Annotated in this window: 14 protein-coding genes; 6 read left to right on the top strand and 8 right to left on the bottom strand. The window is 61.9% G+C overall.

Features of this window, described 5'->3' with window-relative positions:
* Nucleotides 1-6: 6 nt before the first annotated feature.
* From glyA to serC, 5 genes are all read right to left on the bottom strand, one after another.
* Nucleotides 7-1,272 (bottom strand): serine hydroxymethyltransferase, encoded by a 1,266-nt coding sequence (gene glyA / locus BK662_RS17135; protein WP_123359033.1) that lies wholly within the window; start codon nucleotides 1,270-1,272, stop codon nucleotides 7-9.
* Nucleotides 1,273-1,297: 25 nt separating this feature from the next.
* Entirely contained in the window at nucleotides 1,298-2,479 is a 1,182-nt protein-coding gene (locus BK662_RS17130) for an aspartate aminotransferase family protein (protein WP_123359032.1), read from the bottom strand.
* Between the two features lie 24 nt (nucleotides 2,480-2,503).
* The gene (locus tag BK662_RS17125; RefSeq protein ID WP_123359031.1) at nucleotides 2,504-3,349 is read right to left on the bottom strand and encodes a YggS family pyridoxal phosphate-dependent enzyme; all 846 of its coding nucleotides are present in this window, start codon (nucleotides 3,347-3,349) and stop codon (nucleotides 2,504-2,506) included.
* Nucleotides 3,349-4,602 carry a benzoate/H(+) symporter BenE family transporter gene (locus BK662_RS17120; protein ID WP_123359030.1) on the bottom strand — a complete coding sequence of 418 codons (1,254 nt, stop codon included), beginning with the start codon at nucleotides 4,600-4,602 and terminating at the stop codon, nucleotides 3,349-3,351. Before BK662_RS17120 ends, BK662_RS17125 begins: the two co-directional genes overlap by 1 nt.
* Before the next feature lie 123 nt (nucleotides 4,603-4,725).
* The gene (gene serC, locus BK662_RS17115; protein WP_123359029.1) at nucleotides 4,726-5,808 is read right to left on the bottom strand and encodes a 3-phosphoserine/phosphohydroxythreonine transaminase; all 1,083 of its coding nucleotides are present in this window, start codon (nucleotides 5,806-5,808) and stop codon (nucleotides 4,726-4,728) included.
* 135 nt (nucleotides 5,809-5,943) lie between these two features.
* On the opposite strand from serC, the gene pdxR reads away from it, so the two are divergent.
* Nucleotides 5,944-7,440, top strand: coding sequence for a MocR-like pyridoxine biosynthesis transcription factor PdxR (pdxR, locus tag BK662_RS17110; RefSeq protein WP_123359028.1), 1,497 nt, complete (start codon nucleotides 5,944-5,946; stop codon nucleotides 7,438-7,440).
* On the opposite strand, the gene BK662_RS34830 is transcribed toward pdxR, so the two are convergent.
* Together BK662_RS34830 and BK662_RS17105 are read right to left on the bottom strand one after the other, a co-directional pair.
* Nucleotides 7,437-7,613 carry a hypothetical protein gene (locus BK662_RS34830; RefSeq protein WP_185047146.1) on the bottom strand — a complete coding sequence of 59 codons (177 nt, stop codon included), beginning with the start codon at nucleotides 7,611-7,613 and terminating at the stop codon, nucleotides 7,437-7,439. The genes pdxR and BK662_RS34830 overlap by 4 nt on opposite strands.
* A gap of 31 nt (nucleotides 7,614-7,644) precedes the next feature.
* Nucleotides 7,645-8,943: a serine hydroxymethyltransferase gene (locus BK662_RS17105; protein ID WP_123359027.1), complete on the bottom strand. Its 1,299-nt coding sequence runs from the start codon at nucleotides 8,941-8,943 to the stop codon at nucleotides 7,645-7,647.
* Between the two features lie 260 nt (nucleotides 8,944-9,203).
* Between BK662_RS17105 and BK662_RS17100 the strand changes: the two genes are divergently transcribed.
* The 5 genes from BK662_RS17100 (at nucleotide 9,204) to BK662_RS17080 (ending at nucleotide 13,795) form a co-directional block, all read left to right on the top strand.
* Entirely contained in the window at nucleotides 9,204-10,418 is a 1,215-nt protein-coding gene (locus BK662_RS17100; protein WP_123359026.1) for an MFS transporter, read from the top strand.
* 160 nt (nucleotides 10,419-10,578) lie between these two features.
* A complete protein-coding gene (locus tag BK662_RS17095; RefSeq protein WP_123359025.1) occupies nucleotides 10,579-11,541 on the top strand; it encodes an AurF N-oxygenase family protein in 963 nt (320 codons plus the stop codon).
* Nucleotides 11,538-12,599 (top strand): 2Fe-2S iron-sulfur cluster-binding protein, encoded by a 1,062-nt coding sequence (locus BK662_RS17090; RefSeq protein WP_123359024.1) that lies wholly within the window; start codon nucleotides 11,538-11,540, stop codon nucleotides 12,597-12,599. Before BK662_RS17095 ends, BK662_RS17090 begins: the two co-directional genes overlap by 4 nt.
* A 37-nt stretch (nucleotides 12,600-12,636) precedes the next feature.
* Nucleotides 12,637-13,347: a glutamine amidotransferase gene (locus BK662_RS17085; RefSeq protein ID WP_123359023.1), complete on the top strand. Its 711-nt coding sequence runs from the start codon at nucleotides 12,637-12,639 to the stop codon at nucleotides 13,345-13,347.
* 79 nt (nucleotides 13,348-13,426) lie between these two features.
* The gene (locus BK662_RS17080) at nucleotides 13,427-13,795 is read left to right on the top strand and encodes an antibiotic biosynthesis monooxygenase family protein (RefSeq protein WP_123359022.1); all 369 of its coding nucleotides are present in this window, start codon (nucleotides 13,427-13,429) and stop codon (nucleotides 13,793-13,795) included.
* Nucleotides 13,796-14,344: 549 nt separating this feature from the next.
* On the opposite strand, the gene BK662_RS17070 is transcribed toward BK662_RS17080, so the two are convergent.
* The gene (locus BK662_RS17070) at nucleotides 14,345-14,872 is read right to left on the bottom strand and encodes a single-stranded DNA-binding protein (RefSeq protein WP_123359021.1); all 528 of its coding nucleotides are present in this window, start codon (nucleotides 14,870-14,872) and stop codon (nucleotides 14,345-14,347) included.
* Nucleotides 14,873-14,874: the final 2 nt, after the last annotated feature.

Below are 14,874 nucleotides of genomic sequence, written 5' to 3'. Positions count from 1 at the left end.
CCAGACTCAGCGATAGACCGGAAAACGACGGCACAACGCGACAACCTGTTCGCGCACGTGGTGCCCGACCTTGTCGCTGCCACCGTTTTCCAGGGCGTCCAGTACGTCGCACAACCAGCCGGCCACTTGCTCGCAAGCCTCCACACCAAACCCGCGGGTGGTCACCGCCGGGGTACCGATACGAAGGCCGGATGTCACAAACGGTGAGCGCGGGTCATTCGGCACCGAGTTTTTGTTGGCGGTGATATAGGCACTGCTCAGGGCCGCGTCGGCCTCCTTGCCGGTGTAGGGCTTGTCGGACAGGTCGATCAGCATCATATGGTTGTCGGTGCCGCCCGAGACGATCTTGTACCCGCGCTTTTGCAACACCCCGGCCATGGCCCGGGCGTTGATGACCACTTGGGTCTGGTAGATGCTGAACTCCGGCGCAAGCGCTTCCTTGAACGCCACGGCCTTGGCCGCGATCTGGTGCATCAGCGGCCCGCCCTGCACGCCGGGAAACACAGCGGAATCGAGCTTTTTGTAGAAGGCTTCATCCTGTCCCTTGGACAAAATCAAACCGCCGCGTGGCCCGCGCAGGGTTTTGTGCGTGGTGCTGGTGACCACATGCGCATGGGGAAGCGGGTCCGGGTATTCGCCCGCGGCGACCAGCCCGGCAACGTGGGCCATATCGACCCAGAAGATAGCCCCGACCTTGTCGGCAATGCTGCGCATGCGTGCCCAGTCCTTGTACCGCGAATACGCGGAAAAACCACCGATCAACATTTTGGGGCGTGTCTGCAGTGCGATTCGCTCCATCTCATCATAGTCAAGAAAGCCGGTTTTCGGGTCCAGTCCGTAAGGCACGATGGTGTAGTGACGCCCCGAAAAGTTGGCCGGGTTGCCGTGGGTCAGGTGACCGCCCTGGGCCAGGTTCATGCCCATCACCGTATCGCCGGGGTTGATCAGTGCCAGAAAGACCGCCGCGTTGGCCTGGGCGCCCGCATGGGGTTGCACGTTGGCGTAGTCGCAGTCGAACAGGGCCTTGACCCGCTTGATGGCCAGCCGCTCGGCCACATCGACGTATTCGCAGCCGCTGTAATAGCGCTTGCCAGAGTAGCCTTCGGCGTACTTATTGGTGAGCACCGTGCTCTGGGTTTTCATCACCAGCGGGCTGGCATAGTTTTCCGAGGCGATCAGCTCGATATGATCTTCCTGGCGATGCTCTTCGTTGTGAATCGATTCATACAGCTCAGGGTCGAAAGCGTTGAGGGTCAGCGTCGAGTCGTACATGTGCAAAGTGTCCTTGGTCAAGAATTCAAGCGGCGGGTGACAGCAGGCGCGTGATGCGCGCGGCGATGTCGTCGATCTGTGCGTCATCGCAGATCAGCGGCGGCAACAGGCGCACGGTGGTGCCCCGTGTGACGGTGATCAGCAGACGTTGTTCTTCACGGGCCCGGCCGACCAGTTCGGCGCACGGGCCATTGAGTTCAATGCCGATCATCAAGCCGATGCCGCGAACGGACACCACCTCAGGATGGTTGCCCAGCGCCAGCTTCAAGGCCGCCAACAAGCGGCGGCCCGAGGCGGCAGCCCGTTGCGGGATGTGATCGCGCTGCATGATGTCGAGCACTGTGCAGCCCACGCGGCACGCCAACGGGTTACCGCCGAACGTGGACGCATGGTGGCCGGGGGAAAACAGCTCGGCGGCCTTGCCCCGCGCCAGGCACGCGCCGATCGGGAAACCGTTGCCCAGCGCTTTGGCCAGGGTAATGACGTCCGGCTCGATGCCCGCATGCTCAAAGCCAAACCAGGTACCGGTGCGGCCCAGCCCGGTCTGCACTTCATCGATCATCATCAGCCAGTCGTGCTCATCACACAGTTGGCGCAGGGCCTGCAGGTAGCCGGCAGAGGCGGCGTGCACGCCTCCCTCACCCTGCACCGGCTCGACGAGCACCGCAACGATATCGGGTGACTGCGCCGCGACCTGGCGAATCGCCTCGATGTTGTCGTAAGGCACTCGCACAAAGCCCGGCATCAGGGGCTCGAAGCCGCGATGCACGGCGGGGTTGCCGGTAGCGGCGAGAGTGGCCAGGGTGCGCCCGTGAAAACTGTTGTCCATCACCAACACTTGCGGCTGGGTCACCTGCCGGGCGTTGGCGTGCAGGCGGGCCAGTTTGAGCGCCGCTTCGTTGGCCTCTGCTCCGGAGTTGCAGAAAAACGCCCGTTGCATGCCCGAGAGCAGGCACAGTCGTTCGCCCAATTGCTCCTGCCATGGGATACGGAACAGGTTGGTCGTGTGCAGTAACACCGTGGCCTGTTCGGCGATGGCCGCGGCAATTTCGGGGTTGGCATGCCCCAGGCTCGTCACCGCCACACCGGCGATGGCATCCAGGTATTCAACACCCTCGGTGTCCCACAACGAGGCGCCCTGGCCTCGGCTGAACGAAACCGGTTGTCGGGCTGAGGTGTGCATGAGGTAAGCGGGTGCAGCGGACATTGCGGGCCTTCCTGTAGAGGGGGATCAACGGCTGGGAGTGATCGACAACAACGTGTCTTCACTGAGGGGGCGGGCATCGGCGGTCGGCCAGTAGTACGCATCCGGCATGGCTCGGGCACCGAAGATCGCCTGTCCGACGCGCACCACGGTCGCGCCCTCTTCAATGGCGATTTCAAAGTCACCCGACATGCCCATCGACAGCTCTTGCAGCGACACCCCATCAGGGGCGCAATGACGCAAGCGGTCGCGCAATTCACGCAGCCGGACGAAGCATGGGCGCACCCGCATCGCGTCAGCCGAGAACAGCGCCAGCGTCATCAACCCGCGAACCCGCAGTGTCGGGAACGCTGGCATAGCCTCCAGGAAAGCCGCCACGTCATCGGGCGCCAGCCCGTACTTGCTGGCTTCGCCGGAGGTATTGACCTGGACGAACACGTCCATCTGCCGACCTTCAATGTGCAGGCGACGGTCCAGCGCCTCGGCCACCCGCAGGCTGTCCAGGGCCTGGAACTCGCTGGCGAAGCGTGCGACCTGCTTGGCCTTGTTGGTCTGCAAATGGCCGATCACCGACCATTGCAGGTCTTGCAGGTCGGTCATGGCTTCCCACTTGCGCTGTGCTTCCTGCACCTTGTTCTCGCCCAGCAGGCGGCAACCGGCGGCATAGGCCAGACGCAGATGAGCTTCATCAAAGGTTTTGCTGACCGGCAGCAAGCGCACACCGGCCGGGTCCCGCCCTACCCGACGGCACGCCTCGACAATGCGTTGCTGCACGGCGGCCAGGTTGCGGCGAAAGTCTTCGACACTGTCGGCCTGTGGGTAACGACCATGGCGCGCATGCAGGATGTTGAGGTCTTCGGTTTGATCAGGCATCAGTTGGCCGCTCCTTTGGTGGGCACTGCAACCGGTTCGGCCTGTGGGACAGCAGCCTTTTCACGACGCGGCAACTGCCCATTGAGCACGGCGTAGGCCGCCAGGCCGATGACCAGGCCCCAGAACGCGCCGCCGATGCCCAGCAGGGTGATATTGGCCGCGCAGGCCAGAAAGGTGATCAGCGACGCTTCCCGCGATTTCACGTCTGCCATGGCATTGGCCAGGCTCGCGCCGAGGGTGCCCAACAGGGCCAGCCCGGCCAGGGTGGTAATGAAGGTCGCCGGGAAGGCCATGAACACCGCCGCCAGGGTCACGCCGAAAATCCCCACCAAGATGTAGAAGATGCCCGCGGCCACGCCTGCGATCCAGCGCTTGGACGGATCTTCAGACGCTTCCTTGCCAGTGCAGATGGCGGCCGTGATGGCCGCGATATTGAAGGCATGGGAACCGAACGGCGCCATCAGCAAAGAACCCAGCCCGGTCACGCTGAGGATCGGGTTGGCACTGGTGTTGAACCCGTCATTGCGCAGCACCAGCATGCCCGGCATATACTGCCCCGTGAGGGTGATCAGAAACAGCGGCAACGCCACGCTCAACAACGCATTGACCGAGAACTCAGGCCGTGTGAACACCGGTGTCGCAAACTCCAGCGCCAGCCCCATGAAATCCACGCGCCCCTGCATCAGCAGAAAGCCAAGCCCCAGCACCAGAATGCCGACCACCGCATAGCGCGCACTCAAGCGCTTGAACACGATGTAGGCGCCGATCAACACCCCGACCAATAACGGGTCGACGCTCATGCTGGCGAACGCACCGATGCCGAATTGCAGCAGGATGCCGCCCAACAAGCCCGCAGCCACACCGGGCGGGGTCAGGCGAACGGCTTTTTCAAAGTAGCCGGACACGCCCAGCAGCACGAACGCTGCAGCCGAAATCATGTACGCCCCGATGGCCTCGGCGTAGGGTGTGGTCGCCAAGGCGACGATCAAAAAAGCCGCCGCCGGGGTTGACCAGGCGGTGATGATCGGTTCGCGGCGCACCCAACTGAGGAACAGCCCGGTCACCCCTACCCCGATCGACACCGACCAAACCCACGACGCCGTCAACTCAGGGCTGAGCCCTGCGACCTTGGCGGCCTGAAACACCAGGATGAAGGTGCCGCCGTAATTGACGATCACCGAAATCAGCCCGGCAACCACCGGGTGCAGCAGGTCCCGCAGACGCAGGGACGAGAGGGATTGAGTAGATGACATAGGTCTTGGCTCCTTGCTGGACGATGTATCCGGTCGCTGGTAAGCGGTCATTTATAGCCGTTGAATGGCAGGTTTTACCCCTACGCTTTAACGCAGCAGACCAGACCACTTTGCGCGGTCGGCTCAGCCATGCTCGCGCGCAAACACGTTCATGAAATCGCACAGCGCCTCGACCGCCGGCACTGAAACGGCGTTGTAGAGGCTGGCGCGCAGGCCGCCGACGCTGGCGTGGCCTTTGAGGCCATTGAGGCCGGCCTGCTCGGCGCTCCGCAAAAAGACCTTCTCCAGAGCCGCCTCGGCCAGCCGGAAGGGCACGTTGTTGATGGAGCGATACGGTAACTGCACAGGGTTGCGATAAAACCCGTCACTCCCATCGATGGCGCGGTACAGCATTCCCGCCTTAGTCTGGTTGCGCTGATGCAGGGCCTGCAGACCGCCGCTGTGCTTGATCCACTTGAGCGTCAAGCCGGTGAGGTACCAGGGGAAGGTCGCCGGGGTATTGAGCATCGACTGCGCGTCGCTGATGCGCGCGTAGTTGAGAATGTCCGGGGTAAAGGCATGGGAACGCTCCAGCAACGCCGGGTCCACGATGACCACCGTCAACCCGGCCACGCCCATGTTTTTCTGCGCGGCGGCATACACCAGCCCATGCCTGGCGATGTCGATCGGCTTGGACAGCAGGCTTGAACAAGCATCGCACACCAGCGGCGCGTCGCTCGCGGGCGTGTCGATGAACTGCACGCCGTGCACCGTCTCATTCTCGGTGTAGTGCAAGTAGGCGGCGTCGGCGTTAAGGCGCCACTCCGAGCCGTGGGGGACGCGGTCGAAACCGGACGCGTGGGTACTGGCAACCACGCGCACATCGCAGTAGCGCCGTGCAGCCTCGATCGCCTTGCCCGACCAGAGGCCGGTGTGCAGGTAATCCGCTGTGCCTTTATCGCCTATCAGGTTCATCGGCACTTGAGCGAACTGCAACGAGGCGCCCCCTTGCAGGAACAGCACTTTGTAGGCGGGCGGCACCCCGAGGATATCGCGCAGGTCCCGTTCGGCCTCGCGGGCCACCGTCATGAACACCTGCGAACGATGGCTGATTTCCATCACGGACATGCCGGTGCTGGCAAAATCGAAAAACTCCTCGTGCGCCTGAGTGAGGACGTCCAACGGCACCGCGGTGGGGCCTGCGCTGAAGTTGTGTGACCGAGCCATGGTTGAGTAACTCCTGTTCAAGAACGCTTGCCCTGTGCGTAATCACCGAGGTAAAGCCTGGGGTGGCGAGGGCCAGAGTCTACGGATAAACTGGCCTGCCTTTACCTGCCAGTTCATAGAAAGAGAGCAGACCACATGGCAAAGACCTTCGAGCTGGAAACTCTGAAGATGCGCCTCAACGACGCTGAGTTTCAGCTGCTGGATTTGCACCAGCGGATCCAGCGTGCGTTGCGTGCGCTGATACTCGACGGCGCTCTCGGCCCCGGCTTGAAACTGCCCGCCACGCGGGTGCTGTCCAAGTCACTGGGCTGCGCCCGCGACACCGTTGAGAACGCCTATGTGCAGTTGCATCGGGACGGGTTTATCGTGCGCCGCGAAGGCGCCGGCAGTTACGTCTGCGACACGGTGGGCGTCGAATTGCGCGGTGCCGGCCGCCGACGCCTCAAGGCTCAGGAAGTCAGGAGCAGCGTCGCCGCACCGGGCGCCGAACTCAGCCAACGCGGGCGGATGATCTTCGACACCGGCGGTGTGCGCGATCAGCAAGTCATCAAGGCATTCGCCACCGGCCTGCCGGAAACCCGCAGCTTCCCGACGGATGTCTGGGAGCGTTTGCAGCGCCAGGTCATGAAGGACTATCGCGCGAACGTGCTGCTGCATGGCGATCCACAAGGGGCCGAGCCCCTGCGCAAAGCGATTGCCACCTACCTGAACCTCGAACGCGGCGCCAAATGCTCCCCCGACCAGGTGCTGGTATTGAGCAGTACGCGTCAGGCGTTGTATCTGTGCGCACAGTTGCTGGTGGACGCCGGCAAGCCGATTCTGCTGGAAAACCCCGGCTATTACGGCGCCCGCAAGGCCTTCGAAATCGCCGAAACCCAGGTGCTGCCCATTGATGTCGATGAACGGGGCATCCGCACCGACCTGCTGTACGCCGACCGCAGCGGCGCCAATTGCGTGTATGTCACGCCCTCGCACCAATACCCCACCGGCGCGACGTTGCCGCTGGAGCGGCGTCTTGAGTTGATCAATTGGGCGGCGCAAAAAGGCAAGTGGATCATCGAAGATGACTACGACAGCGAGTTCCATTACGACGGGCAACCCACAGCGTGCGTGCAGGGCCTGGACAAGTATCAGCGCACGCTCTACATCGGCACGTTCAGCAAGACCCTCTACCCCGGCCTGCGCATGGGGTATATGGTGCTGCCCTCCGAGCTGGTCAAGCCCTTTGCCTATGCGCGCAGCATGATGGACGGCCACACTCCGCAAACGCTGCAACTGACGCTTGCGCGTTTTATGGAAGACGGCCATTACAACGCGCATGTCCGGGCCATGCGCAAGCTGTATGCCGGACGCCGGTCGATCATGCACGATGCCATCGGCAAGTACTTGAGCACGGTGGTCACCGCCGAACTGCCGCCGGGCGGGTTGCAAATCCCCTGCTTGCTGAAAGCCGGATGGTCCGAGGAAAAAACCATCCGCCAGGCCGCCACTGCCGGCGTGCAACTGTCCGGCCTCAGCGGCTTGTACGCGGGCGACCCGAAGCAACAGGGCTGGCTGCTGGGCTACTCCTCCCTGACCGCGTATGAAATCGAAGCCGCCATGTTGCGCCTGGCCAACGCCCTGAAAATCTAATGGCCCAGCGCATAGTTCATCAGCAGCTGCTGGGCCTGGTCGGCCATCCGCGCACGCCTGGGCAGCTTGGGGCATTCAACCGCGATGACGGGTTGAGGCTTGGCGGTGGTGAACAATCTGAACCGTGACGTGCGGGTGGCCGCTAGACGGCCGGTGGGGATGATGCCGGGCATTGGAATTCCTTTTCAAAAAAGCGCAGGCGGTTTAATACGGCAACCTGAAACGCTTGGTCAGGTCGCTGATGCCTTCACGAATCGAGCGTTCAGTGCGGCCGTCGAGGGCACCGCTGCGCAAGCCACCGAGCATGGCCAGAATCATGTCGCCGATCTCCCTGAATTCATCGACCCCCATGCCACGCGAAGTGCACGCCGCACTGCCGAGACGAATGCCGGACGTCACGGTGGGCTTGACCTCATCGCCGGGCACGACATTTTTGTTCACGGTAATGCCGATTGCCTCCAACGCACGCTCGGCGACATTCCCCACCAGGCCCCAGGGCCGCAGGTCAATCACCCCCAAGTGACAGTCGGTGCCGCCCGACACGACCAACAGCCCACCTTCAGCCAATCGGCCGCACAAGGCCTGGGCATTGGCGACCACGGCGTGGGCATAAGCGCCGAAGGCCGGTTGCAATGCCTCGCCCAGCGCCACGGCCTTGGCCGCTACGGTGTGCATCAGTGCCGCGCCCTGTAGGCCGGGGAATACAGCCGCATTGATCTTCTGCGCAATGGCCTGCTCATTGCACAGGATCATCCCGCCACGCGGACCGCGCAACGTGGCGTGGGTGCTGAGGGTGGTGACGTGGGCGAACGGCACTGGAGACGGATACGCACCACCCGCGACCAGGCCGGCGACGTGGGCGATGTCGGCCATCAGGAACGCACCCACCTCGTCGGCAATCGCACGAAACCGGGCGAAATCCAGCGCCCGTGAATACGCCGAGGCCCCTGCGATGATCAGGCGTGGGCGTTCTTGTCGGGCGATCTGCTCGACCTGATCCATGTCGACCCTATGGGTCACCGAGTGCACCCCATAGCTGAGGGCCTGAAACCAGCGCCCGGACAAGTTGAACGCAGCACCATGGGACAGGTGCCCACCGGACTTGAGGTCCAGGCCCAGGATCTTGTCCCCCGGCGCCAGCAGAGCCAGAAACACAGCCTGGTTGGCTTGGCTGACCGAATGGGGTTGCAGGTTGGCATAGGCACAGCTGAACAGTTGCCTGGCCCGATCGATGGCGAGTTCTTCAATTGCATCGACATTGCAGCAACCGGCGTAATAGCGGCGCCCTGGGTAGCCCTCGGCATATTTGTTGGTCAGCACCGACCCTTGGGCCTCGAGCACCGCACGACTGACCACGTTTTCGGCGGCGATCAGCTCGATTGACTGCACCTGGCGCTGACGCTCGGCGTCGATGGCGCGCCACACCTCCCCGTCCACCTGGGTCAGCGCAATGCCACTGACCCCTGGCAGCGCGTGGCCCTCCCGATAAGCGAAATGCGGCATGGTCACTCCCTGTGTAAACGTCCGATAACACGCCGCATTACCCTAGCCGCCCACGGACCGGCCAGCCATACCAGTTCGTGCCGACGTTACAGACCACCGCGCTCAATGCCGCTGCCACACGTCTACGCAGGGGCAGGCGTCGCGAAATCGCAGCCATTCAAAGTGGTCTGATGGACTCATCGGTAATGGACTATCGCGCAAGACCATCGCCTCATTAAGCTCTGCGCCGGTTTTGCCATGCTCATCACATAGGTTTCGCCATGACGATTCGTATCGGGTTGTTGCCTCAGGTCGCCGCAGCGCACTTTGTCAGTCATTTGCACATCATGGTGCTGGCGGCGCTGTTCCCCCTGCTTCCGGCTTTTTTCAACGTGGATTATGTCGAGCTGGGTCTGGCTTTCAGCCTGTTCAATATCGTCACGGCGCTGGTACAGGCGCCCATGGGGTTTGCCGTGGACCGCCACGGTGCCAGGCGCTTGCTGTTGGTCGCGCTGGCACTGGGCAGCAGCAGTTTCCTGCTGATTGCACTCCTGCCCGGCTACACCTGTTTGTTGATCGGCATGGCGCTGGCCGGCGTCGCCAACGCCATTTATCACCCGGCCGACTACGCCCTGCTGTCCCGACACATTGACCCCGCCCACATCGGCAAGGCGTTCTCCGTGCATACCTTTGCCGGTTTCCTTGGCGCGGCCGTGGCCCCTGTGTTTTTGCTGGGTATCGCGGTGTCGAGCAACCCGGCCATGGCCTTCGCGGCGGCGGCACTGGTGGGGTTTTTCGCGCTGGCGCTGTTGTTGATCCCTGGCTCCGCACTGGCCCGGGTCAGTCGCGTGCATCCCGCCGCCGACCCGACACCCCTCGGCACCCGTCGCCTGTCACTGCTCTCGCCTATGGTGCTAAGCCTGACCCTGTTGTTCGTGCTGCTGAACCTGAGCACCGGCGCGATTGAGAAGTTCTCGGTCGCCGCCCTGATGCAAGGCCAGGGCGTGGCCTTGACCTGGGCCAACTCGGCGTTGACCGCCTTCCTCTTTGCCAGCGCCTTCGGCGTGCTGGCAGGGGGAGCCTTGGCCGACCGGACCCGCCGCCATGGCGTAGTGGCAGCCAGCGCGTTTGCCTTGGCCACCGTGCTGATGCTGCTGGTCGCCACGGCACGCTTGAGCGAGCCGGCGCTGCTGGTCGTGCTGGGGACAGCGGGTTTCCTGACCGGGGTGATCGCACCGTCCCGCGACATGCTGGTACGTGCGGCCGCCCCGAAGGATGCCGAAGGCAAAACCTTCGGCATCGTCTCTACAGGTTTCAATATCGGTGGCGCCATCGGTCCCGTCGGGTTCGGCTCGCTGCTCGACCAAGGCCACCCCGACGCAATTTTCTGGGCCAGCGCCGCCTTCATGGGCCTGACCGTTGTACTGACCCTGATGCAGGAGCGGTCCTTGGCCAGGACCCGAAAAATGATGGCACTGCAAGTGGCATTCAAGTGACCTGGGTCAATAGCCCCAGTGTGTTTTTGCCGCAGACTTGGAGGGCACCGTCCCGCATTGATTGCGCTGCCCCCCCCCCCCGCTTGTGCGGACCCGTTATTTTTGCAAGGACTGCACGGTAAACCCGAACACCAATAGTCGATTTCCTTGGAGTTAAAACATGGAACGTTTGAATTGTGGTACCGATGACGTGGTAAAAAACATGCTGGCCAAACTATCCACGCTCTGGAAAACCCGCGCCGCCGTCAACAACCCGCAACCGAACTACTGGGGCCTCGCCTTTGATGTCGACAAGCACGACTTCAGTCTGTCGCTGCTGCCGTTTCGTTATCACCAGGCCTGGCTCGAAGCCCCCCAGGACTTGCAATCCAAATGCCTGTCCTACGCGTGGGGCATCTACAACCTCAAGACCATCTACATCGAATGCAATGTGGTCGTGCCTGCCTGCGAGGACATTATCAAGACCCCGCCGCCGAGCAACAACCGCGCCCTGCTGCAGGACGTGATGTCTCAGGCACTGCTCGACGAAGCCCTGCACACGCGCATGTCCATCATGGCCTGCAACTATATCTATGACATGCGCAAACTCACCCCGCTGGATTTCAGCGCCTTCAACCTGGTGACCTGGCGCGAGGCCCTTCTGGCAAACTGCACCGCCGAATGGGAGCGACGCCTGACCCGCTTCGGCGTCGCGTGCGCCAGCGAAACACTGATCACCGACTACCTCAAGACCATGGCCGAGGACGCCAGCATTCAGGCGGTGTGCCATGAGGTCACGCGCACCCATGCTATGGACGAGTGGAGCCATTCCAGCGTCTTCAGCTTCGTCGCTTCCGACATCGTCAATGGCCTGAGCCGCAAGGAACGCGAGTACCTGCGCTTGATCATCCTGCGCACGGTGCAGATGTTCGCCAATAACGAAATGGGCGCATGGTCCACCGTGTTTTCGATGCTGGATTTCCCCCATGCCGGCGAGATCCTGCATGACGTGGGCGACAACAACGAAATCAGCGTCTACACCGACTCGCTCGAAGCCCTGATAGACCGGATCGGTTTGACCGGCAACGGCCTCAGCAGTGCCGAGCATGCCATTGAAACCTTAGGCGAGAAGGCCCGCGCATGAACGCCATGACGTCCCTCCAGGCCCTGTGCGAACACGTGACCATTGAAACGGCCAACGTAAAAGTCTTCACCCTGCGCGCGGTGGACGCAACCGCCGAATTCCTCGACAGCCTGGAAGCAGGAAAACACGTGGCCCTGCACGCCGCTGACATGGCGGGCACCCATCACCAGCGGTTGTATTCGATCACGCGCAAGCGCGGCGCCGACCGGTTCGACATTGCAGTCAAGCGCGAAGGCCATGGCGGGGTTTCGGACCAGTTGCACGCTACGCTGCAAGCCGGCTCGACCACCTCGGTGCAGTTTGTGGCGGGTGATATTTCGCTGGAGTCGGTTCTGGGTTGCCGACAAGTCGGCATGCTCGCCGGCGGCATCGGCATCACCTTACCGATTGCGTTGCTGCGCGGCCTGGTCGAGCGCGCGCGACGCGGACTGGCGGTGCCCGATGTGAGCCTGCTGCTGTGTGTGCCGACCATCGCCGAGATTCCGTTTCTACATGAGTTGCTGGAGCTTGAGCTGACCACATCGTGGTTCTCCTTGCAGGTGTTCGTCACCCGCGAAGCGGTCAACAACAACGGGCACTTCAGCGCCGGTCGTCCCCAAGGCCAGGACCTGCGCCGGCTGGGTAACCCCGAGAGTGTGGTTATCTGCGGGAGCCATGGCTTCGCCCAGGGCATGCGCGAACACACGCTGGCCATGTTCCCCGCCAGCCGCTTGCTGATCGAGTCATTCACGCCACCGGCCGCGCCGGTCACTGCCGCACAGACCGAGGCTCAGACCGACGCGACGCTGCGCCTGTACTTGAACCACAACGATCAGGTGCTGGAGCCACCCGCCGGCAAGAGTTTGCTGGATATGCTCGAAACCAGCGGTATTACGGTGCGCAGCCTTTGCCGCGCCGGCATCTGCGGTCACTGCCGGCTGAAGGTGTCGGAGGGTCACTACACCCTTGAGCCCGACTTTTGCCTGACGGACAAGGACAAGGACGAAGGCTACGCCCTCGCCTGCTGCACCTTCCCCCAATCCGGGACGATCAAGGTCGACCTCACCACCACGGCATGAACCGTTACCGTGCTTACTTCAACAACTGGGTTTTTCCATGAAAACTGCCATTGCATTGCGCCACATTCACTTCGAAGACGTAGGCACCCTGGATGCCGTTCTGGCCGAAGAAGGCTATACGCTGATTTACCTGGACCCCACGGTCGACGCCATTTACAGCGAGCAGGTGTTGCAGGCCGACTTGCTGATCGTACTCGGCGGCCCTATCGGGGCCCATGACGAGCAGCTGTATCCGTTTTTGCACGACGAATTGAAGCTGGTGCGCCAGCGCGTTGCGTCCGGTAATCCCCTGCTGGGCATCTGCCTCGGTGCGCAATTGATCGCCCGGGCCATGCATGCCGACGTCTACCCGATGGGGGTCAAGGAGATCGGTTTTTCACCGCTGACCCTGACCGCGGCCGGTCAAGACTCGCCGCTCGCCGCGCTGATGGACACCCCCGTGCTGCACTGGCACGGCGACCAGTTCGATGTGCCGGAAGGCGCTGTGCTGCTGGCCAGTACCCAGGTAGGTGCTCATCAGGCGTTTGCCGTGGGCAACACGATTCTCGGCCTGCAATTTCACCTCGAAGCCGATACCGCCAACATCGAGCAATGGCTGGTTGGCCATGCAAGCGAACTGGCTCAAACCGGCATCGATCCTGTTGCGTTGCGGAGCGAGGCCATTAACCTCGGCGACCGCCTGAGCCGCGCTGCGGGCCACGTCATGCGGGCCTGGCTGAACAACTTGGGCACCCCGATAAAACACTAAAGGCGGTCGGGCAACCTCCCACCGCATTTACACCGTGTAAAACCACCTGAAAAATACCGTCAAGGATGAGGAGTCAAAAATGATCGTAGTTTTGTTTGAGTTGCAGGCACTGCCAGGCCAGGGCGAGACCTATGTTGACCTGGTCAACAAGCTGACCCCGCTTCTTGAACCCATGAACGGGTTTATCTCCGTCGAGTGCTTTCAAAGCACGCTGAACCCCAAGAAGGTGATGTCGGTCACCACCTGGCGCGATGAGGAAGCCGTGGTGCAGTGGCGCAACGTGACAGCCCACCTGTCGGCCCAGCGCGCCGGGCGGGACAAAATCTTCGATGACTATCGCGTGCGCGTGACATCGGTGATTCGTGATTACGGCCTGCGTGATCGCGAACAGGCACCGTACAACGTAGTGGTCGACGGTGAACCCGCCACGGCTGCCGCGGTGGTATAACGCCGTATTCTCGTCAGCTGCACAGGGGCGAGATTTATTGTCGGTGGTTGTGGTGAGCGGGCTCACCACAACCCGCTCTTCGACATCAGTAATCCCAGAACGCCGCCACCCAGCGAAATGCATCGCCATCGATCACCACTCGCCCCACCGAAGGAAACGGCACGTGTAGTGGCGACAAACAGCTCCCTGCTTCGCGCCGCCTCGCCAAATGAACGATGACTCCGCAACGGCGCCGCTTCTCCTTGCCTCCCGAACCAAAATTACGCCATCGAATTGCTTTCCCTTCGCCTTGTGGATGTTCATAACTTGCAAAAAGGGCGAATCCTCAGCTCCATCCAATATCTGTTCTTGCGCTAAGGCTTGATCAAGCGCCAAACGAGCATTTATTTTTACATTCTTTGATTGTGGAGCAAATTGTAGGTCAGCTTTACACGTGGCGAAAAAAAACCCTCCCAGCTTTACAGCAAAGAGGGCTTTTGTTTACTCACGTAAGGCTATGATTTAACCGCTTAACTGATCAATCACCTTTACGTTTTGATCTTATGTAGGTTAGAACGGGATATCGTCATCAAAGCTGTCGAAATCCGGAGCCGGCTGCGGAGCGGCCTGCTGTGGAGCTGGTGCCGGGCGCGACTGTTGCGGTGCCGACTGCTGCGGACGCGGAGCCTGTTGGCGTGGGGCCGGGGCGGACTGCTGGTAGTTATTGCCCCCGCCTTGTTGGTCGCCCTGCTGTGGACGGCCGCCCAGCAGTTGCATGGTGCCTTGCATGTCGACCACGATTTCAGTGGTGTAACGCTTGATACCGTCTTTTTCCCACTCGCGGGTCTGCAGCTTGCCTTCGATGTACACTTGCGAACCTTTGCGCAGGTATTCGCCGGCAATTTCGGCAACCTTGCCGAACATCGAAACACGGTGCCATTCGGTCTTCTCGACCTTCTGACCGGTTTGCTTGTCGGTCCACTGTTCGCTGGTCGCCAGACTCAGGTTGGTCACGGCGTTACCGTTAGGCAAGTAGCGAACTTCGGGATCCTGGCCGCAAGTGCCGACCAATATGACTTTGTTAACCCCACGGGCCATAA

The sequence above is a fragment of the Pseudomonas frederiksbergensis genome, from assembly GCF_003732275.1.
GTDB classification, from domain to species: Bacteria; Pseudomonadota; Gammaproteobacteria; order Pseudomonadales; family Pseudomonadaceae; genus Aquipseudomonas; species Aquipseudomonas frederiksbergensis_H.
Note: the sequence above shows the minus strand (reverse complement) of the source record. Positions and strands in the feature narration are given on the sequence as shown.